Source organism: Sulfuricaulis sp. (genome assembly GCF_049587675.1).
Lineage (GTDB): Bacteria > Pseudomonadota > Gammaproteobacteria > Acidiferrobacterales > Sulfurifustaceae > Sulfuricaulis.
Map to the genome: position 1 here is coordinate 1 of NZ_JBAVEJ010000182.1, position 20,291 is coordinate 20,291.

19 protein-coding genes are annotated in these 20,291 nt (G+C 55.5%); 2 read left to right on the top strand and 17 right to left on the bottom strand.

The window, feature by feature from the left end; all coding sequences use genetic code 11:
- The 4 genes from WB402_RS09410 to WB402_RS09425 form a co-directional block, all read right to left on the bottom strand.
- Positions 1-391 (bottom strand): hypothetical protein (locus WB402_RS09410; protein ID WP_424207209.1); only part of this gene is annotated, 391 nt, incomplete at its 3' end.
- A 140-nt stretch (positions 392-531) separates the two neighbouring features.
- Positions 532-1,005: a 2-C-methyl-D-erythritol 2,4-cyclodiphosphate synthase gene (ispF, locus tag WB402_RS09415; RefSeq protein WP_424207211.1), complete on the bottom strand. Its 474-nt coding sequence runs from the start codon at positions 1,003-1,005 to the stop codon at positions 532-534.
- Positions 1,002-1,721, bottom strand: coding sequence for a 2-C-methyl-D-erythritol 4-phosphate cytidylyltransferase (gene ispD / locus WB402_RS09420; protein ID WP_424207213.1), 720 nt, complete (start codon positions 1,719-1,721; stop codon positions 1,002-1,004). Before ispD ends, ispF begins: the two co-directional genes overlap by 4 nt.
- A 122-nt stretch (positions 1,722-1,843) precedes the next feature.
- Positions 1,844-2,353, bottom strand: a complete 510-nt coding sequence (locus WB402_RS09425) for a CarD family transcriptional regulator (RefSeq protein ID WP_424207215.1) — start codon at positions 2,351-2,353, stop codon at positions 1,844-1,846.
- Positions 2,354-2,561: 208 nt separating this feature from the next.
- Here WB402_RS09425 and mfd point away from each other — a divergent pair, with 208 nt between their 5' ends.
- Positions 2,562-6,053, top strand: a complete 3,492-nt coding sequence (mfd, locus tag WB402_RS09430) for a transcription-repair coupling factor (RefSeq protein ID WP_424207217.1) — start codon at positions 2,562-2,564, stop codon at positions 6,051-6,053.
- Positions 6,054-6,262: 209 nt separating this feature from the next.
- Here the strand turns inward: mfd and def are convergent, their stop codons facing one another.
- The gene (gene def / locus WB402_RS09435; RefSeq protein WP_424207219.1) at positions 6,263-6,781 is read right to left on the bottom strand and encodes a peptide deformylase; all 519 of its coding nucleotides are present in this window, start codon (positions 6,779-6,781) and stop codon (positions 6,263-6,265) included.
- A 65-nt stretch (positions 6,782-6,846) separates the two neighbouring features.
- Between def and WB402_RS09440 the strand changes: the two genes are divergently transcribed.
- Positions 6,847-7,422, top strand: coding sequence for a CsiV family protein (locus WB402_RS09440; protein WP_424207221.1), 576 nt, complete (start codon positions 6,847-6,849; stop codon positions 7,420-7,422).
- Between the two features lie 163 nt (positions 7,423-7,585).
- Here WB402_RS09440 and WB402_RS09445 read toward each other — a convergent pair whose 3' ends face one another.
- The 12 genes from WB402_RS09445 to WB402_RS09500 form a co-directional block, all read right to left on the bottom strand.
- Entirely contained in the window at positions 7,586-8,338 is a 753-nt protein-coding gene (locus WB402_RS09445) for an S-methyl-5'-thioinosine phosphorylase (protein ID WP_424207223.1), read from the bottom strand.
- A gap of 52 nt (positions 8,339-8,390) precedes the next feature.
- On the bottom strand, positions 8,391-9,023 hold the full coding sequence (locus WB402_RS09450) for a hypoxanthine-guanine phosphoribosyltransferase (RefSeq protein ID WP_424207225.1): 633 nt from the start codon (positions 9,021-9,023) through the stop codon (positions 8,391-8,393).
- On the bottom strand, positions 9,004-9,372 hold the full coding sequence (locus tag WB402_RS09455) for a DsrE/DsrF/DrsH-like family protein (protein ID WP_424207227.1): 369 nt from the start codon (positions 9,370-9,372) through the stop codon (positions 9,004-9,006). Before WB402_RS09455 ends, WB402_RS09450 begins: the two co-directional genes overlap by 20 nt.
- Before the next feature lie 153 nt (positions 9,373-9,525).
- Positions 9,526-10,395 (bottom strand): UTP--glucose-1-phosphate uridylyltransferase GalU, encoded by an 870-nt coding sequence (gene galU, locus WB402_RS09460; RefSeq protein ID WP_424207229.1) that lies wholly within the window; start codon positions 10,393-10,395, stop codon positions 9,526-9,528.
- Between the two features lie 107 nt (positions 10,396-10,502).
- Positions 10,503-11,834 (bottom strand): UDP-glucose dehydrogenase family protein, encoded by a 1,332-nt coding sequence (locus WB402_RS09465; protein ID WP_424207231.1) that lies wholly within the window; start codon positions 11,832-11,834, stop codon positions 10,503-10,505.
- Between the two features lie 57 nt (positions 11,835-11,891).
- Entirely contained in the window at positions 11,892-13,823 is a 1,932-nt protein-coding gene (locus tag WB402_RS09470) for a polysaccharide biosynthesis protein (RefSeq protein WP_424207233.1), read from the bottom strand.
- Positions 13,824-13,888: 65 nt separating this feature from the next.
- A complete protein-coding gene (locus WB402_RS09475; RefSeq protein ID WP_424207235.1) occupies positions 13,889-14,923 on the bottom strand; it encodes an MraY family glycosyltransferase in 1,035 nt (344 codons plus the stop codon).
- Positions 14,920-15,933 (bottom strand): NAD-dependent epimerase/dehydratase family protein, encoded by a 1,014-nt coding sequence (locus tag WB402_RS09480; RefSeq protein WP_424207237.1) that lies wholly within the window; start codon positions 15,931-15,933, stop codon positions 14,920-14,922. The genes WB402_RS09475 and WB402_RS09480 overlap by 4 nt, the downstream gene beginning before the upstream one ends.
- Positions 15,934-16,079: 146 nt before the next feature.
- Positions 16,080-17,165 carry a glycosyltransferase family 2 protein gene (locus WB402_RS09485; protein ID WP_424207239.1) on the bottom strand — a complete coding sequence of 362 codons (1,086 nt, stop codon included), beginning with the start codon at positions 17,163-17,165 and terminating at the stop codon, positions 16,080-16,082.
- 811 nt (positions 17,166-17,976) lie between these two features.
- Entirely contained in the window at positions 17,977-18,888 is a 912-nt protein-coding gene (locus WB402_RS09490; protein WP_424207241.1) for a glycosyltransferase family 2 protein, read from the bottom strand.
- A gap of 105 nt (positions 18,889-18,993) precedes the next feature.
- The gene (locus WB402_RS09495) at positions 18,994-19,956 is read right to left on the bottom strand and encodes a lysylphosphatidylglycerol synthase transmembrane domain-containing protein (RefSeq protein WP_424207243.1); all 963 of its coding nucleotides are present in this window, start codon (positions 19,954-19,956) and stop codon (positions 18,994-18,996) included.
- Positions 19,953-20,291: GtrA family protein (locus WB402_RS09500; RefSeq protein WP_424207245.1), on the bottom strand; the 339-nt coding region annotated here is incomplete at its 5' end. The genes WB402_RS09495 and WB402_RS09500, both read right to left, overlap by 4 nt.

Genomic DNA, 20,291 nt, shown 5'->3' on the forward strand with positions numbered 1-20,291 from the left:
GGCTTGAATAACGTTGCTCCAAGCTGAAGTAACTCGCGGCATTTATATCTTGATTGTCAACTTTCATGACGATGTTTTCGGGAGCTATAATCACATCTGCATTATCTGATCGAACAAGAATCTCGAAAATAAAATAATCTGGTGTCTTCACGCGCCCATAACCGAAGTCTTCATAATAACCATATGAATATGCCTCATCTGTCGGGGAATAGGCATGCAACGCATTAGCGGGTCTGACAACTAACCGCACGCCTTTTAGGTTTAACGTACCATTTCTTTTTATCTGCAATTCTTCGCTGTCTGCCACAACATCACTTACATAGTAATGATCCACTGCATACCAGCAGCCGTTAAGAGAAATCAGCAAAATCACGCATACAATTGCCTTCATGGCTAATTCGTGTAATAACTGTTCTTGTATCAACTCTGACTATAGCGTTTAACGCGCATTCATATCCTTATTGAGGATTTCTAGACTAATAAAAGGGGACGGAGGGATTTTATATTGAGCATTTTTTATACTCAGAATTATCAATCTTCCAACAATACCACCGCATGCGCGGCGATGCCCTCTTCCCGTCCGGCGAAGCCCAGCTTTTCCGTGGTGGTGGCCTTAATGTTCACGCTCTCTTGAGGAATGTCGAGATCAGATGCAATATTCTGAATCATCTGCGGCAGATGCGGAGCGACACGCGGGGCCTGGGCGACGATGGTGCTGTCGATATTCGCGATTTTCCAGCCGCGCTCGGCAATGGTTTCTTTGACTTTGCGCAGCAGCTTGCGGCTGTCGATGTTCTTGTATAGCGCGTCGGTGTCGGGAAAATGCTGGCCGATGTCGCCGAGCCCGGCGGCGCCGAGGCAGGCGTCGCAGATGGCGTGAATCAACACGTCGGCGTCGGAATGGCCGTGCAACCCCTTGCGGTGCGGAATTTTCACGCCGCCGAGAATAAGATCGCGCCCGGCGACCAGCGGATGCACGTCGTAACCATGACCGATGCGTATCATGTCTTCCCCTGCTGTTGCTTCAAATATAACTCGGCCAGAGCCAAATCTTCCGATAGCGTGATCTTGATATTGTCCGCGTGACAGGCGACAACGCGCGGGTGCCCGCCGGTTGCTTCAATCGCCGAGGCCTCGTCCGTAATTTCAATTCTCTGCATCAGCGCGCTTTCCAAAGCGTTCGCCAATGCGCCGATACGGAACATCTGTGGCGTGGCCGCGCGCCACAAACCTTCGCGCCGGACCGTCTCGACCACGCGTCCTTCATTATCCACGCGCTTAACCGTGTCGGAAATTGGAAAGGCGAGTAGACCGCCTTCTGGTCCACTCCCCACAGCGGAAATCAACTTATCCACATCTTCGTGACGCAGGCACGGACGCACCGCGTCATGCACCAGCACCCAGTCTTCGGACTTGGCATGCTTGCTCAAGGACTTGAGGCCGTTCAGCACGGTATGCGCGCGGGTCTCACCGCCAGAGTACTTACCGAGAAATTTCGGGAGATTCGCAAGCATGGGGATCAGCGCCGGCCAGTGACGGTCCTGATCGGAGATACCCACCATGACACCGCGCACGCGCGGATGCGTGCACAGGCGTTCGAGCGTGTGCAGGATAACGGGACGACCGAGAAGGGGGAGGTACTGCTTGGGCAGCGGCGTCTGCATACGCAGACCCCGGCCACCCGCCGGTACGAGAGCCCAGATTCCGTCAGCGGCGGTCATAAATGTCGACCTACTGCGTTCGTCTGGACATAATATGCGTCGCCCTACTTCGTTCGTCTGGTCATAATACGCATCGCCCTACTGCTTTCGTCTGGACAGAATGAGTATTACGGCCTGAAGAATCAGGCGTGTTCTTCGATATAACTGAGGATACGAACCCTGGCAGCGTCGGGAGCGATTCCCTGCACCGCGGCAACTTCGCGCGCGAGATAGCTGTTCGCGGTCTCGAGCAGCATGGATTCCTCGAAGGAAAGTCCGGACTGTTTCTTCCAGCGCGTCAGGTCGCGCACCACTTCACCGAGTTCAAGACAGGAACCGGAATTGATGCGGCGCTCGATATCTTTGCAACGTTCGGCCCAGTTGCCGCCGGTAACGCGGCGCTTGCTTTTGGAGGATAAAATCTTGAATAGTTCCTTGAGTTTCTTGCCGTCGAGCAGTGGACGGATGCCGCTGCGTTCCAGATTGGAGCGCGGCACCTTGACGGTCATCTGGGTATCCTGGATGCGAATGACGAAACACGATTCGACCTGGCCGGAATGGTAGATATCTTCAACGGCCAGAATTGCGCCTACACCTGCGGAAGGATAAAAAACCGTATCACCAACCTTAAAGCGCGGACGTTTCGTCGCCATTCAGCCATTCTCCTCGGTTATGTAGCAATGGGTTCTATTAACTTAGAGTCAACTATTGTTGATCTGGATTAGATTATGCCTGTAACCCCCTCCTCTGACAAGACTTTTTGGATTTTCATCCATGGGTGCCCCGGCGGCGACATAGGGTAGAATAGCCAGCCTTGCCGCCTGGCCGGCAAGGTCATGGACTCATAGCATCAATAAACACTTGGATTCGCCACTAAAGCCGGTTCTGCCCACGCATCCAGGGGAAAGCTGCGCCTGGGGCGGGCTGGCCGGCAGCGGACGCGGTCTGGCCATCGCGTCGGCCGCCGAAGGCCACAACGGGCCGCTGCTGATTATTACCGTCAGCAGCTTCTCCGCCCAGCGACTGGAAGACGAGATCCGCTTCTACGCCAGCGACCTGCCTATCCTGCCGCTACCGGACTGGGAAAGCCTACCCTATGACGTGTTCTCGCCGCACCAGGACATCATTTCCCAACGCCTGGAGACGCTTTACCGTCTGCCAGGCCTGACACGCGGCGTGGTGCTGGCTTCCGTTTCCACGCTCCTGCACCGCCTGCCACCGAGGGATTTCGTCACCGGACACAGTTTCCTGCTTAAGCTCGACGACCGGCTCGATATCCAGCAGTTGCGCGAGCAGTTGATTCACGCCAATTATCATAATGTGTCGCAGGTCATGGAGGCCGGCGAGTTCGCCATCCGCGGCGGGCTCATCGATTTGTTCCCGGCCGGCAGTCATCAACCCTACCGCATCGACCTTTTCGGCGATCAGGTGGAATCCATCCGCGAATTCGATCCGGCGACGCAGCGTTCCGGCAACACCATGAAGTCCATCCAGTTGCTGCCGGCACGCGAATTTCCGATGACCGAAGAGGCCATCCAGAAATTCCGCCAAGCCTTCCGTGCGCGCTTCGAAGGCGACCCGCAGAAAGTCCCGCTCTATCGCGACATCAGCAAGGGCATCAGCCCGTCGGGTGCCGAATATTACCTGCCGCTGTTTTTCCCGCAGATGGCGACGATCTTCGACTATCTGCCGAAAGACACGCTGTGTTTGCTGGAGGCCGGCGCAGGCGAAACCGCCGGAAAATTCCAGCAGGAAACGCTACAGCGCTACAGCGAGATGCGCCACGACATCGAACATCCATTGCTGGAACCCCCGGAGATTTTCATAACCAAGGATGAATTCACTTCGGGCCTGAAGGCTTGGCCGCAGGTGCAGTTGTTGGAATTTACCACGGAAGAAAATACAGCGGCGGGACAAGCTCAGGAATACGGGAATGTAATTGCCTATGGCACGCGCCCGCCAGCCAGTCTCCCTGTCGATCACAAATCCGACGCGCCTTACAGCGCGTTGTTCCAGTACTTGCATGATTATCCCGGGCGCATCCTGGTTGTCGCAGAATCCGCTGGCCGGCGCGAGACGCTGAGAGGTCTGCTGCAGGAACACCGTCACCCCCCGGAGGATGTTTCCGGCTGGCATGCGTTTCTCCAAGGCAACACAAAGCTCGGCCTGACGGTCGCCGATCTGGAAAAAGGACTGCTCCTCAAGGAACCCGGCATCGCCGTCATCACCGAGGCGCAACTCTACGGCGAGCGCGCCGCACAACGCCGCCGCCGCGTGCGTGGAGAACGCGAGCCGGCGGCGATCATCCGCAGTCTCGCGGAACTCAAAATCGGCGATCCGGTGGTGCACGAGGACCATGGCGTGGGGCGTTATCTCGGCTTGCAGACGCTGGATATTGGCGACGGGCCGGCGGAGTTTCTCGCGCTCGAATACGCCGACGGCGACAAGCTCTACATTCCGGTATTGTCGCTGCACCTCATCAGTCGTTACACCGGCACCGACCCGGAACAGGCGCCGCTGCACAAACTCGGCGGCGAAGCCTGGGAAAAAGCCAAACGCCGCGCGCTCGCCAAGGCGCACGACGCGGCCGCGGAATTGCTCGAGATCTACGCCCTGCGCGCGGCGCGTCAGGGGCATGCCTTCCCGCTTCCGGACGAACATTATCAATCCTTCGCCGGTGCCTTCCCCTTCGAGGAAACCCCCGATCAGGAACGAGCGATTCAAGAGGTCCTGCAGGACATGCAATCCACCAAACCCATGGACCGGCTGGTGTGCGGCGACGTGGGTTTCGGCAAGACGGAAGTCGCAATTCGCGCGACTTTTCTCGCGGTCATGGGCAAGGCGCAGGTCGTGGTGCTGGTCCCGACCACGCTGCTCGCGCAGCAGCATTTCCAAAATTTCCAGGACCGATTCGCCGGCCTGCCGTTCCGCATCGAGTTGTTGTCACGCTTCCGCAGTCCGGCCGATCAGCGCAAGGTGTTAACGGCGTTAGCCGACGGATCGGTGGACATTATCATCGGCACCCATCGGTTGCTGCAGGAAGACGTGCACTTCAAGCGTCTCGGCCTCGTCATCATCGACGAAGAACACCGCTTCGGCGTGCGCCAGAAGGAACGCCTGAAAAAACTGCGCAGTGAAGCGGACATTCTTGCCATGACCGCCACTCCCATCCCGCGCACCCTGAACCTGTCGCTGTCCGGGCTGCGCGACATCTCCCTGATCACCACCGCCCCCGAAGGGCGCTTGTCGGTCAAGACTTTCATCAGCGAGGTGAACCGATCGGTGATTCGCGAGGCCTGCCTGCGCGAAATCCGCCGTGGTGGCCAGGTTTATTACCTGCATAACGAGGTGCGGACCATCGACAAGGCGGCGCGCGAACTCCAGGAATTGCTGCCGGAAGCGGACATTCGCATCGCGCACGGCCAGATGCCGGAGCGCGAGCTGGAGCGCATCATGCTCGATTTCTACCACCAGCGCTTCAACGTCCTGGTGTGCTCCACGATTATTGAATCCGGCATTGACGTACCCTCCGCCAACACCATTATTATCGAACGTGCCGACAAATTCGGGCTGGCCCAGTTGCATCAGCTGCGCGGACGCGTAGGGCGCTCGCATCACCGCGCCTACGCTTATCTGCTGGTGCCCGACAAACGCGCGCTCACCGAGGATGCGCTCAAGCGACTGGAGGCGATCGAATCGCTGGAGGAACTCGGGGCGGGCTTCACCCTCGCCTCGCACGATCTCGAGATTCGTGGCGCGGGTGAACTGCTGGGGGAAACCCAGAGCGGGATGATCGACGAGGTGGGGTTTACGCTGTACTCGGAACTGCTGAACCGGGCGGTGCAATCACTACAGGCGGGCCGCTTGCCAGAGACCGACACGTCACTGCACAGCGGGACGGAAATCAATCTGCATGCGCCGGCGTTGTTCCCGGAAAATTATCTGCCGGACGTGCACATGCGCCTGATTCTTTACAAGCGCATCTCTTCCGTCAAAACGCTCGGTGCCCTGCAGGATCTCAAGGAGGAAATCATCGACCGCTTCGGTGTGCTGCCCGAAGCTGGACAGCTATTGTTCCGGGCGACCGAACTCAAGATTCTGACGACACCGCTGGGCATCAGAAAAATCGACGCTGGCCCGCGTGGAATACGCATCGAATTCATCGACAAGCCGGATGTCGACCCCGGCGTCATTCTGCGTCTGCTGCAGTCCGCCCCGAAAACCTACAAGCTCGACGGACCGAACCGCGTGCGCATACTGGGGGACATGCCGGATGTGGAAGCACGGATCAAGACGATCCGCCGCTTTCTCGAGGCGCTCACGCCCGAAGCGAAGGTCGCCAGTCGCCGCTGACTCCATAGTGATTCTCTTGGGATGCTCTAAACAAGTGCCGTTCGCCTGGCTCCTTCGACTCGCCATTCGGTCTGAGCTTGTCGAAGACCGAACGACTCACTCAGAACAGGCTTGTTGAAGGAAGAATGGCGCAAGGCGTCGATTCGACACCGTCCTCCGTTCATGGTTCGACGGGCTCACCACGAACGGAGAACTTATTCAAACCTTCCCTAGAGTTCCTGAAACAATGCGTCCTCGAAACCCAGCAGGCGAATATCCCGCAGGCGCATGGGATACAGGATGCCGTCGAGGTGATCGCATTCATGCTGAACGACGCGGGCATGAAAACCGGAAACCGTGCGGTCGATGGGTGTTCCGTGCTGATCAAACCCGGTGTAGCGCAGGCTTCGATGACGCGCTACCAGTCCGCGCAGGCCCGGAACGCTGAGACAACCTTCCCAGCCCTCTTCCATCTCGTCGCCGATCGGCGTCAGGATCGGATTGATCAGCACCGTGGTCGGCACGTTTTCCACGTCGGGATAGCGCGGGTTAGATTCAACGCTGAAGATGACCACGCGTTGCGATACACCGATCTGCGGCGCGGCCAGGCCGGCGCCGTTCAGCGCCGCCATGGTATCGAACATGTCGGCGACCAGCGCGTCGAGTTCGGGGGTATTGAAACCCTTCACCGGTTCTGCTTTTCGGTACAACAGCGGATCGCCCATCTTGAGAACGCGCCGGACGGCCATTTTCCACCCTCGATATTGCCCAGGGAATAAGAGATACTATTAAAAATTCAGCGCAAGGAAAACATGTGAAGCGGCTTCTCCTTATTTTTGTACTGTTATCCGTCACGTGCATGCCGGTATATGCTGCGGCGCCATCCACCAACGTCTATGAAATCGAAGTGGTTGTGTTTGAAAACCGGAATCCAGACCTGGAAGGCAGCGAACTCTGGGATCGCGACCCGGATAAATCCGCCAACGCGGACATGAACAATGCGGTCAGCGTCGGGGAGAAGCCGGCCGCGGATTCCGCCCTGTCAGCGACGGCGGCCGCGCTGGAAAGCTCCGGACGGCACCATGTCCTGGCGCATCTGCGCTGGCGGCAGAGCGCCGAGGCCAAATCGGTTTCCAAGCCGGTGAAGGTCGTAAGTGCCGACGGCGCGCTGGACGGGGCGCTGCGGTTTTATTCGAGCCGCTTCCTGCTCCTGGATGTCAATCTCACGCTGCGTGAAGCGGTAAGCGGGGGTGTGTCGGCGGGGACGGGACAGACCGCGCCAGTGTATCGGCTGACTGAGGCGCGGCGAGTTAAACCGTCGGAAACGTTTTACTTCGACCATCCGAAATTCGGCGCACTGGTGCGCGTTTCGCCGGTCAAGGCTAACTAGGGAACTGCTGATTTAGTCTCCCGTTCGCCCTGAGCTTGTCGAAGGGTGGACGGGAAATGCGGTAAATGTCAGGCGATTCATCCGTTCATGGTTCGACAGGCTCACCACGAACGGACTTGACCAGAGTTTCTGTACCCGCCGAATCCCGATGCGCAGGACGCGATCAGGCCCTGACGATTAGCGGGATGGTTTGCTCCAGCAGAGTGCGGACGTTGGCCATGCCCGTCTCCAGATTCTTTTCGATTTCCTTGAGACTGATAGTCTCTTTGCTCTTCCCCGCCGCGGGATTCACCACGACACTGATCGAAGCGTAACAGAGCTCGAGTTCGCGAGCGAGCCCGGCCTCCGGCATCCCGGTCATGCCGACGATATCCGCTCCATTGCGCTCCATGCGCAGAATCTCCGCCGCGGTTTCAAAGCGTGGGCCCTGGGTGGCGCCGTAGGTTCCATGCCCGCGGGCGTGAAGTTTGGCGCGTTTCGCCGCATCGATCAGGATTTTCCGCAGTTCCTCACAATAGGGATAGGTAAAATCCACGTGCGTGACCTGCTTGTGTTCGCTGCCGAAAAATGTATGGGCGCGTCCATACGTGTAATCGATGATCTGGTCGGGAATGACCAAGCTCCCCGGCACCAGGAAATCCGGGGATATACCGCCTACGGCGTTGACAGCGATGACTTTCGTCACGCCGGTTTCCTTGAGGGCCCAGATGTTGGCGCGGTAATTGACCTCGTGCGGCGGGATTGTGTGACCAGGCCCATGACGCGGCAGAAACACCGCCTCCCGCCCGCTGAGCTGGCCGTAAACCATGGGCGCGGACGGTTCGCCAAAGGGCGTACGAATCACTTCGCGCCGCGTGATGCGCAGATTTTTAAGATTGGTCAGGCCGCTGCCGCCGATGATGGCCACGATTGTCATAAATGTAGCCCTACTCGCTCCGCTCGTTCGTCTTGATGTATGACTAGTAGCCCTACTCGCTGCGCTCGTTCGTCTTGCCTAATTTCGGTTCCGCCTCAGCGTAGATTCCCGGAATATTACGCAGATAACCTTTATAATCCATACCGCAACCGAATACATAACGGTTGGGCACATCGAGGCCGGTAAATTCGACCTTCACGTCGTACAAACGTTGGCGCTTTTTCACCACCAGGACCGCCTTGTAGACCTCGCGCGCGCCATCGGCGCGATAGCGCGCTTCAATACCGGCCAGCGTCGTGCCCTCGTCCAGAATGTCATCGACAAGCAGCACCACACGACCGCGCGGGTCCTGATGCGGCCCGGACAACCACTGAAGCTGACCGCCCTGCAATTGCTTGCCGTAACGCGTGGCATGGATGTAGTCGATCTGCAGCGGAAACTGGAGCTGGGTCAGCAGCCGGCCGAAGGGAACGACCCCGCCGGTCATGACGCATACGAGCAGTGGATCGGTGCCAGCGAGCGTCTGGCTGATGCGCGAAGCCATCCCGGCGAGCGCCGACTCCACCTGCTCAGGGGAGTACAGGCGATCCGCCTGCTGCAAAACTTCCCATGCCTGCTGCGCACTGATCGGGTTCAACGTCGAATCTTTATTATTCTTCGAGAGATTAATAGGTGAACGTGACAACGTCCTCATCCATCGCCTGACTGATCACGTAGGCACCGCCCACGGTCTCCTCGATTTCAGGGATAAGCTCATTGCCCCACAGTTCGAGCGTGGGCGTGCAGACTTTGAATTTAACGCCTGCTTCGTGGGCGTCCTTGATGAAATCGTAAACCGACTTAGGGCTGTTCTCCTGTACCCGCAGTTTTTCCGCCACGCCCCGGATCGCCAGTTCACCGGCCCGTCCAGTCAGGATGACTTCCACCTCGTATTCCATCGCCGCGGCGACCGTCGCCTGGAAGAACGGCGCACCCAGCTCAGCGGGATCCGATGGATCCGTATTTACCATCACTATCATCAGTTTGTCGGGCATGGGGTTCTCCTGAGCACTGACAAAAATCAGAGTTAACGATTCACCTGCCTGCGCGGATTATATTGCCCTTTGTCATGCAAGGCTACTTGAGATGCTGTCGCCAATCTGAAAAGGAGATGCCACATCATTGGCCTGATGCAGGCTTGATAAAAGTCAAAGTTTAAGGCCCCGAAGATAGGTGAGGAACTTGGTCTTGAGCTCGGGATGCGTCAGCGCATACTCGACGGTCGCCTGTAGGTAGCCGAATTTGCTGCCGCAATCGAAGCGTTTTCCGATGAACTCGTAAGCCAGCACTTTCTCATGGGATAACAACGCAGCAATGCCGTCGGTTAGCTGGATTTCACCACCCGCGCCAGACACGACGTTCTCAAGCAGTTCGAAAATCCGCGGTGTCAGGATATACCGGCCGACGACCGCCAGCGTGGACGGGGCTGTTTCCGGGGAAGGTTTTTCCACGATGCCCTCGACGGTATGAGTTCGTGGTCCCGATGGTTTCGCTTTCACGATTCCGTACCGATGCGTCTCTTCACGCGAGATATTTTGTACCCCAATGACAGAGCACTGGGTCGACTGGTACTGATCCACCATTTGCCGGAGAGCACCCGGTTCGCCACTAATCAGGTCGTCGGCGAGTATGACGGCGAACGGGTCATTTCCCACGATCTGCTTGGCGCACAGCACCGCATGCCCCAAACCAAGCGCCTGTGTCTGCCGGATATACACGCAGGATGTCTTGTTCGGCAATATATTCTGCACCATGTCCAGCAAATCTTGCTTTCCATTGGCCTTGAGTTCCGCCTCAAGCTCGTAGGCCTTGTCAAAATGGTCCTCGATGGAACGCTTGTTGCGGCCAGTAACGAAAATCAGCTCGTCAATGCCGGCGGCAATCGCTTCTTCCGCGGCGTACTGGATCAGCGGCTTGTCGACGATCGGGAGCATTTCCTTGGGGCTCGCTTTTGTGGCCGGCAAAAAACGCGTGCCCAAGCCGGCGACGGGGAATACAGCTTTGGTGACTCGGTTCATTATTCTGATCCCGGATTCAAGAATTATCCATCCTGCTTCTGTTCCTATGCTTATCCATCCTGTAAGGATGGCGTGAATCTAATTATAGTAGCGACACAGATTATTGCTCAGCGCCCTATGCCGCTGTATTCAAATCCGGCCTCGCGCAGGAAAACAGGATCGTACTGGTTTCGTCCGTCAAAAATAATTGGCTTTTTCATGATTTTCTTGATGCGGTCGAATTCCGGGTGACGGAAAGGCTTCCATTCCGTGATCAGGATCATGGCATCGGCGCCATCGAGCGCGGCGTATTGTTCATCCACCAATTTCAGTTGGCCGCTGTCAAACCATGCGCGGGGAAATTCGCGCTTGGCGGCTGTCATAGCAACCGGGTCATAGGCCTTGATCGTGGCGCCCGCGCCGATCAGTTCGCTTAACAGGACTACCGAAGACGCCTCACGCATGTCATCCGTTCCGGGTTTGAAGGCCAATCCCCAGACACCGAACGTCATTCCCTTCAGATTGGCACCGAAGCGACGGCCGATCTTCTTGAACAATACGTGCTTTTGCGCCTCGTTCCTGGCCTCCACGGCATTCATTACTTTCGGTTCATAATTGTGGTCCTTGGCCATACGGATCAATGCTTTCACATCCTTGGGGAAACACGAACCACCGTAACCGGCACCGGGATAGATAAATGAATAACCGATCCGCGAGTCCGAACCGATGCCTTGCCGGACGTTTTCCACGTCCACGCCCATGCTCTCACAAAGGTTCGCGATCTCATTCATGAATGAAATCTTGGTTGCCAGCATGGCGTTGCCGGCGTACTTGGTCATCTCGGCGTCGCGCACGCCCATGAAAAGAAGACGTTCGTGAGCACGCATGAACGGGAGATAAAGATCCCGCATGACTTTGTGCACCTGTCCGCTGTCCGTGCCGATTACGACGCGATCCGGACGCATGAAATCCTCCACCGCGGCACCTTCCTTGAGGAATTCCGGGTTGCTGACGACATCAAAGGGAACGTCAGATCCGCGTTTTTTCAATTCCTCTCGAATGGCATCCCTGACCTTGTCCGCCGTACCTACTGGAACCGTGGATTTGTCGACAACGATGGTATAACCCTTGATGTGCCGTCCGATGTCGCGGGCCACCGCCAATACATATTGCAGATCGGCCGAGCCATCCTCACCGGGCGGCGTGCCAACGGCGATGAAATATACATCGGATTCGGCGATGGGATCGGTTAACGAAGTACAAAAACTCAACCGGCCGTTTTTGTAATTGTTCGCGACGACGGATTCAAGGCCCGGTTCGTAAATGGGCAATATTCCCTTCTTGAGTCCTTCGATCTTGTTCTTATCGATGTCCACGCATGTAACGGTATTGCCCATTTCTGCAAAACACGCGCCCGTTACCAGGCCGACATAGCCCGTACCAATAATCGTCAACTTCATGGATGTTGTTACCTGCTAGAGAAAAAATAAAGGTTTAACGTGAAACAGATATTTGTCTCAAGGCGATTTTGTCTGTTTCCACGGGTAAATTACCGCGCTCTTGTCTTTTTCGGTGGTCAACACCGCCAGCCCGGTATGTTCCGGAACCAGCTCAATCAGCATATTCCTTAATACAGACTCGTCACCCTGGTTGCACGCACGCTGCATGGCATCAAAGGTCTTCTCCAGAAGCTCCTTATCCATCTGACGACAATGGGCCAGCAGGATCTTGGGATGACTGGTCTCCGCCAGTTTTTCCGCGTCATGGAAGAGTTCTTCGTAAAGCTTTTCTCCGGGACGCAACCCGGTATAGACAATTTCAATGTCCTCCCCGGGAGTTTTGCCTGACAGCCGTATCAGCTGCTCGGCCAGATACGATATTTTAACCGGTTCACCCATGTCCAGCACGAATATCTCGCCCCCTCGGCCGATGACGCCCGCCTGCAGAATCAGCTGGCAGGCCTCGGGAATGGTCATGAAGTAGCGGGAAATATCGGGATGGGTCACCGTGATCGGACCTCCCTGCGCAATTTGTTGCTGAAACAACGGGATAACGCTTCCTGAAGAACCCAGGACATTGCCAAAACGCACGGTGATGAAGCGTGTCTTGGATCTGGCATTCAAACCCTGGCAGTACATTTCGGCGACCCGTTTGCTGGCGCCCATGACATTGGCGGGATTGACCGCCTTGTCCGTGGATACCATCACGAACGACTCGCATCCGTATTTGTCGGCGAGATCGGCCACCACGCGCGTACCCAATATATTATTGGTTACGGCAGCGCGCGTCTGATCCTCGAGCATGGGAACATGCTTGTAAGCGGCGGCATGATATATAACTGCTGGAGAATGTTGACGCAGGATATTTTCCATCTGCACGACATCGCTGGTATCGCCCAGCAGGCTAACGAGCGGCAGGTCCAGCATATTGCGCCGCAACTCAAGATCAATGCTGTACAGGTTGAATTCACTGCGTTCCAGGATGACGAGTTTTGACGGCTTGAGTCTGGCGATCTGACGGCAAAGCTCGGCTCCGATGGAACCGCCACCGCCGGTGACGAGAATCGTCTTGCCATGCGTCGCGTCGGTAATGGCGCGCCAGTCGAGGCTGACCGGCTCCCTCCCCAGCAGATCCTCGATTTTTACATCACGCAAATCTTTGAGGCTCGCCCGGCCGCTGACCAGGTCCTGCATCTGCGGCAGGATGCGGAAAGGCAGATTGGTGGTTTCGCAGATCTCGACGATGCGCCGGATTTGACGTGATGACGCCGAAGGCAAAGCGATAATAATAAGATCGATGCCAAGACGAGTGATGATTACCGGGATATTGTCACAGCTTCCCGTGACGGGAATACCATGGATTTCCTTGCCGATTTTGCCGCTATTATCATCAACAAAAGCGATCGGATAGTAAGGACCGCTTTGTTCGCGGAGCAGATCACGCACCAGCATTTCACCGGCCTTGCCGGCACCGACTATCAATGCGTTCTTAATTTCTTCATTCGCAAAAAGACTGGAGGCATGAACAGAACGGTGCAGATGTCGATCCTTGAACCAGCGATATACAAACCTGGGCCCTCCCAGCAACAATACGAGCAGGATGCCATCGAGAATAAAAACTGAACGGGGAACGTTTTGCAGACGGGTGAGAATGAAGCTGACGGTCGCGGCCACGACCACCCCTGTCGCGACGGCCTTGATAATGCGCACCAGGTCCGGGATCGAAGCAAACCGCCAGATGCCCCGGTAGAGTCCGAAATACCAGAACATTCCGCCCTGCGCCATCCAGATAACCGGCAACAGCACCAGTGCCTGGTGGAAGAACCCTTCCGGGATGACATCGAGGTTAAAACGCAACCAGTACGCGCCGAACCAGGCGACGGGAACCATCGCCACGTCATGCGCGAAGGCAGCGGCGCGCGAACGGAAGTACCTGAGAATTTCTTTCATCCCTTCATCGTCCGTTAATTTTTCATCCCTTTAAATATATGCAATGCATTATAGTTTAAGTATCCCTATAAAGTCCCTGTCGTATAGTGCCGTGCCGCAAGCCGCGATACCCAAACAAAGAAAACAGAATAAAACAGCGCCCATCCGACAAGCAACACTGCTTGCAGCTTGTCGGTGGCATGAACACTCCACAGAGCTGTCATTGCGCAGCCGAGCATGATGGCGTATTCAAACAACACTGTCTTGCGATGTCCCCACCCTGCCTGCACCAGCTTCTGGTATAAATGTGTCTTATGCGCCTGCCATACCCTTTCGCCTCGCAACAACCGCCGTATCAGAGTCGCCGTTGCGTCGATAACAAAGGGGGAAAACACCAGAACGGCGGTCCAGAGCGGAAAGAGCCGTTCGTGCGACGCCCACAGCGACATCGATGCCGCCAGAAATCCGAGCGTGGAGGAGCCAACATCTCCCATGAAAATTCGCGCAGGTGGAAAATTGAATACCAGGAACCCCATAGTCGCGGCCGCGATGATCAGGTTGAGGGCGGAAAAGAGCATGCTCCCTGTGAATAAACCCAGCAGCGCAAACGTGCTGAAACCAATAACTGCCATGCCTCCGGCAAACCCGTCCATGCCGTCCATGAAGTTATAAAGATTCAGCATCCACACGACAAACAACAGCGTAAAGATTACGCCGATCCAGTACGGCAACGACAGATCCAGTCCTGGCAATTCCAAACGGCCTATGACAAAACCACCGACCGTTATAAGTGCCGCTGCCATCGCATGAACGATAAAGCGGATGCCCGATGGCAGGGTGATGCGATCATCAATATAGGAAACGCCTGCAACAAGAAGACCCGCTCCTCCTATCCACCCGTACGAGGAATCCGGAGGCTGGCCTAACCAATAAATGGCTGCGATACCGCACACAGCGACCGCTGACAGGATCGCCAGTCCACCGCTGCGCGGGGTCGGCTGCGTGTGCAAGGAGCGAGCATTAGGCTGATCCAGGATATGGAAGCGCGAGGTCGGATCACAGAAGCGCCGCGTCAGCACCAAGGAAATAACAAAGGCCGCCACTGCCAACAATATGCTCATGACTTTACGGTCCTATTATATTCATCCACCATTTCGCGCAGCCCGTCCTCCAGGAGCCGCGTGGGCTGATAGCCAAGCTCGGTCTCGATCTTCCGGCAACTGTACCAGGCCGACCCCGTTAATTTTCTCAAAACATTGGAGTCGAATACAAAGCCCCTGCCGCGAATCCTTCCGATAACATCGCCCATTCTTGCCGCCACGCGCAACATACCGACGGGGATAGACCATCGCGACGCCGGTCGTCCGAGCGCTTTGCAAATGGCAACGTAGATTTGACGGGTGGAATAGACCTGACCGTCGGTGACGATATAGGTCTGTCCGTTTGCGGCAGAATTTTCCCCGGCCAACAGCAGTGCGCGGGCGACATCATCGACGTGCACCATGGATCGCTTGTTGCCGGTCTCCGGTAACGGCGGGAACCGCCCGTAATCAATGGCTGCAATCATGCGCCAAATATTGCCCCGGTTATCACGACCATATACCAGTGGCAGGCGCAGGTTGCAGACATGCATGCCATGTTTCTGACCGGCTTCCAGCACCAGTCTTTCAGACTCCAGCTTGGCGCGGCCATAGGAAGATACCGGCGTGGCGGGACTGGTTTCATCCAGACAAGCCTCGCCACCCTCCCCCATGGCCTTGACGCTACTCACGTTGATAAATCGTCTCACCCCAGAGCGCGCGGCCGCTTCCAGCAAATGCCGCGTCCCCTCCACGGTCACGCGCCAGTGCGGGTCTTCGGTTTCACTGGAGTGCGCCTCATCGGCGCGGCTGGCGAGATGGAAAACAGTACGCACACCGGCACAGACATCATTCAGAGTTTCGGCGTTCGCAATGTCGCCGCAGCGGCCGGCGACATTGCCCTGCGGCCATAGAGCGCGAATCTTCGCCAAGTCCCGCGCCAGCGCATAGACTGGCACCCTCCGAGAGCGCAATGCATCAATAAGCTTGCGGCCGATAAATCCGCTAGCGCCGGCAACAAGCATCGCACCGCTATCCAGGCCACTGGACATAATCTATTGGCAGAGACAGATCATTGTGAATGTTGCGGAAGACCCACATCGGCACTGAAGCAACTGTTTCGTGTCCAGGCGATACCGGTGAAAACCCGGCATCATTCAACAGGCAGGAAAATGAGACTGCTGCAAAAGATCAGTAATCAGGACATCCGACTATGTGTATGTTCAGCTTCGGTGCTGGAGATCACCAACATGGGATGAATTTCTAGTGATTCGGCGCCCGGCCCAACAGCTGGCGGTGTTCTGCTCCTATCATGAGCCACCGTTCTCATGGCTTTCCGATCTCGATCCGCATTTACAGGCTCGCTCGCCCCTTGCCTGAATAGCGCCATCCCCGCCAACAACATAAAACGCGTCCACACAGCGGCCACAACCAGGGGCATCAGCGGCCACGGGTATTGGTGACGGAAAAATTTGCGGTAGAAACGGATCATCCCTTTATGTTTATGCCATAACACAAAAATAGGCCTTGTCTTACTGCATGTCCCCCTGTAGTGGACCACCTCCACGTCCGGGACAAACAGGATTTTCCAACCCGTCTCGCGAAACCGCATGCACCAATCCAGGTCTTCGCAATGCAAGAAATACTTTTCATCCAAAAGTCCAACATTCTGCAATGCCTTACGTCGCACCAACATAAACGCTCCGGAAATCGCCTCAAGGAATATAGGTGTTTCAGGCAGTGGCTGCTCAGTCAACAAAAAATTGCGAAAACGAGGATGATGTGGGAACAGCTTATCCAAATGGAAAACCCGGACCAAGCTACGCCAAGGGGTGGGAACGCTACGACGACAGCCAGCCTGCTCAGTGCCGTCCGGGTTACGCAGAACACAACCCGCCACCCCAGCATCAGGATAGGCGGCGAGTGTTTCAATCATTCGCGCCAAGGTATCCGGTTGGATCACGGCATCGGGATTGAGCACCAAGAGGTAATCGCTGCGTGCCTGCACGAGCAGGTGGTTGCATGCGCGGGAGAAGCCGAGGTTGCGGTGGTTCTCAATAATGTGCAGGCGCGCATTACTTCCAACCGATCGCCGCAACAATTCAAGGCTGCCGTCCGTAGAACCGTTATCACCGACGAGCAACTCGACCGGCACACTTGAGGCCAGTACCGACCGCACTGCCGCAGTAAGGATGGGGCCGCCGTTGAAATTGACGATTATGGCGGAGACAAGCATACGGTGCTGTGGATGCCGCGCATCTAGCTCCGTGTCCTGCCGCCTCATTGCCCCCTCCGCTCGCATTGCCAATCAGTACCATTATTTGTTGCTGAGCATTGTCGGCCAACCCATGCTCGCAATCAATACACATCTATATATTAATTTTACGTGAAGAACGGGGGCTTGAGCAACTTAAATCACTAGACATAGAAAGATTGCATGGATGCGGGCCCGTCCATGCGGTAAAAAAACAAGTAAGGCCTATGATTCGCAAATCTTTCTCACCGTTCCATACGACAACGTCGCCACAAAACGGCAAGTCCCCCTGCGATATCGCGCGGCGAATCTACCGGGCACTCACGGTGTGGCACCTTTGTATCAGGCGGCGCTGTCGCAATACCCGGGAAACCCCATCGTCGCGTTCCGCTTCGCCCTGATTATGGCGCCCTGACCGCAAAGGGCGAACCATCTATGGTAACCACATGCAACAACAAATGTTGCTTCAGATACTACCAGAGCAGCGACCAGAGCATTTCGTTGAAATATAATTCCGATGACCGTGATAAACGGTATATGCGCTATGTGGCCACGTTATTCTCGATCCACATGACAAGCGACAGCATCTGAAATTTACAAACTACGTAACCCAGAGGACACAGCCGGAGCCCGAGATCTATGTCCACTCCATAACAGAAGAATTTTTTATCAAATCCACCAGCTTTCAGAAATACGTCTCTGCGGCAGATCACGGCAGCGGCGCACGGTGAGTAGATTTCCTCTGCGACGGCATTCAGGATTTCACTTACTTAAGGAAAAGCTACACGTACGCGCTCTTTCAGGTGAGGTCCGGCGTTGTAATTGACCGCAACCATGGAAATCACGATTCGCTGCCCTCGAATTTCCCGGTCTTACCCGCCAACCCATGCCACACACCCAGCGTCATCATACGCCAATGGGCCATCCGTGACCTTGCAAACAGTGAATAGAAAATGTATTTGAGGCACAAGCGCCAGCCATCCACCAGCTTCCAGTTCAATGGTACCCACGGCTCTTTGTATAAAAGCACCGCATTTCGAAAATGGTAATAGTGCCTGAGCGGGCTATGTAAGGCAATATTTTTACTAAAGAACTTGATAGGCTGATCACCAAGGCTGTGCTGCATGTGAGCAGAACAAACTCCATAGCTTTGAAAGCCATGATGGCGTGCTCGCAAACCCCACTCGATATCAACATAATCGATGAACAGATCATCCCACATGCCACCAACCTTATCCAACACCGCCATCGGTACCAGACAGCCAGAGGAAATCACGTAGTCCACGTGAACGACATGATCTTGCGTGTCACAAGCACACCGCTCCAGTGTTAGGCCTCGAACCCGAATGAATGGCGGCGGATTATCATGCCGCTCGTCCAGATATCGAGGCCCCACTGCTGCCAGTGAAGGTAATTCAGAGGTAGCGGCAACTAGTTTATCAACCATGTCAGGACTGGGGATGCTGTCCTGGTCCATCAATAGCACGAACCTTGCCCCATGATTTCGTGCCCACTGAATACCCGTATTATGTGCAACGGCAACGCCCCTATTTTCACCCAACAGAAGCACTTCAACATTACGTGTTTGCCGCTCATTGCTCCAAGCTTGAAAATCTGCATGAGAGCCATTGTCCACAACCACAACAGACTCAACTTGGGGGATAAGCGCATCTAATAATTTCCTAAGAACTTCAAGTACAGGTTGATAGGTAACAACGATGGCAACTACGCCCAGGCTATACGGCCGTGTCATTGGCAACACCAGTCATGGTGTCGACTGGCAAACATCGAGTAGTCAGGATTTTCTTCGGCCACATCAATCATCCGCCGCACACCTTGATCCAGGCATCAACACACGTTACCGAGCCGTTACCCACAATGACCACACCCCCAACAAAACTCCCAGCCAAAGTGTCACTAAACGAGTGGCAATCGCAACCGAAACCGCGAGTGAGTTCTCCACCCCGTAACCGGTGAGTTGCAAAACCAAGGCAGCCTCCATCGCTCCCAGTCCTCCCGGCAACATACTGGCAGCACCAAAAAGTGTGGCATTGACAAATATCGCCACCGCGTCAGCTGAAGAAATATCTATGCCTGCTAAATGGCAATACCAGGAGAATACACCCGCCTGAATGCCAAAAGCGGCGACAGCCACGAACGCAAACGTAATCGCCCGCAAAGGCGACCATAGCGCAGCCCAGCTTTTCAGCACCGCCTGCCCACCACGAATTGGGAGCCATTTTATTTTCTCAGCCAGCCACTCCCAGAATCCGCCACTGGCGGGGTGAGTAATTGCGTAACTTGCAAACAGGCTCACACCGAGAAGGCTCATGGCGATGATCGCGAGTAACCAATTGATTCTGCCGTTGATGATTCCCGCAACAATGCCGAGGAAACACACGCCAATGACATCAGAAAGCCTGTCTGCGAGAAACGCACCTAGACTGTGTCCGGCTTTAACATCATGGGGCATCAACATTAACGAGCGAACAGTTTCGCCCAATTTCCCTGGAGACACTGTCAGCGCTAGCCCGGCAAGATAGATATTAAAATTAGATTGCTTGGACACGCGATAGCCAAATCTTGATAATAAATAGTGCCAACGTGCAAAACGCCAGAGATAAGCTGAAGACGCAATAACTCCGCCTACTACAAGGGTGAGAATGCCCAGCTTTCGGATGGTGGCGATCGCCTGTTCCCACCCAAACCAAAGCATCGCGCTCAAGTAAAGAGAAGCCCCTATCGCAACAAAGATCACCACCGAGCGGAAAAATGCCGAGCTCTGGAATCGTATTAATGAGTTATCCGGGGTGTCAGTCATCGAAACGTAAAAATTTTGTGGCCGAAATAACTGGTCACCACAGGAACCAGCACTCCCACCAAGTGCGCCAAGGCCTTGGCATGTTCATCGATGCCCAGGGTAGGCAACACCCAACGGGCAAGCACCACACTGATAATCAGTGTCTGTGACAGCGCCAAAATATTTACTCCAACGAATTTAGCAACCTGAGGGGCAAGCGCTTTGCCCTTGGCTTCAAAGACATGCCCCCGCATCAACAAGAAGGCTACGAACATACCGACCAAATAAGCCAGGACGATTGCTTGCTCGTAACTAACCCAGCGGCTAAACAGGAAACGAGAGCCATAATTCGCACC

What these genes read in the sequence shown, in the direction of transcription:
- WB402_RS09465 (WP_424207231.1), bottom strand. Translation starts at nt 11,834, where the DNA reads ATGAAGTTGACGATTATTGGTACGGGCTATGTCGGCCTGGTAACGGGC.
- WB402_RS09475 (WP_424207235.1), bottom strand. Translation starts at nt 14,923, where the DNA reads ATGAGCATATTGTTGGCAGTGGCGGCCTTTGTTATTTCCTTGGTGCTG.
- WB402_RS09425 (WP_424207215.1), bottom strand. Translation starts at nt 2,353, where the DNA reads ATGGCGACGAAACGTCCGCGCTTTAAGGTTGGTGATACGGTTTTTTAT.
- WB402_RS09445 (WP_424207223.1), bottom strand. Translation starts at nt 8,338, where the DNA reads ATGACAATCGTGGCCATCATCGGCGGCAGCGGCCTGACCAATCTTAAA.
- galU (WP_424207229.1), bottom strand. Translation starts at nt 10,395, where the DNA reads ATGAACCGAGTCACCAAAGCTGTATTCCCCGTCGCCGGCTTGGGCACG.
- WB402_RS09495 (WP_424207243.1), bottom strand. Translation starts at nt 19,956, where the DNA reads ATGACTGACACCCCGGATAACTCATTAATACGATTCCAGAGCTCGGCA.
- WB402_RS09470 (WP_424207233.1), bottom strand. Translation starts at nt 13,823, where the DNA reads ATGAAAGAAATTCTCAGGTACTTCCGTTCGCGCGCCGCTGCCTTCGCG.
- ispF (WP_424207211.1), bottom strand. Translation starts at nt 1,005, where the DNA reads ATGATACGCATCGGTCATGGTTACGACGTGCATCCGCTGGTCGCCGGG.
- WB402_RS09490 (WP_424207241.1), bottom strand. Translation starts at nt 18,888, where the DNA reads ATGACACGGCCGTATAGCCTGGGCGTAGTTGCCATCGTTGTTACCTAT.
- WB402_RS09480 (WP_424207237.1), bottom strand. Translation starts at nt 15,933, where the DNA reads ATGTCCAGTGGCCTGGATAGCGGTGCGATGCTTGTTGCCGGCGCTAGC.
- WB402_RS09455 (WP_424207227.1), bottom strand. Translation starts at nt 9,372, where the DNA reads ATGCCCGACAAACTGATGATAGTGATGGTAAATACGGATCCATCGGAT.
- ispD (WP_424207213.1), bottom strand. Translation starts at nt 1,721, where the DNA reads ATGACCGCCGCTGACGGAATCTGGGCTCTCGTACCGGCGGGTGGCCGG.
- WB402_RS09485 (WP_424207239.1), bottom strand. Translation starts at nt 17,165, where the DNA reads ATGAGGCGGCAGGACACGGAGCTAGATGCGCGGCATCCACAGCACCGT.
- def (WP_424207219.1), bottom strand. Translation starts at nt 6,781, where the DNA reads ATGGCCGTCCGGCGCGTTCTCAAGATGGGCGATCCGCTGTTGTACCGA.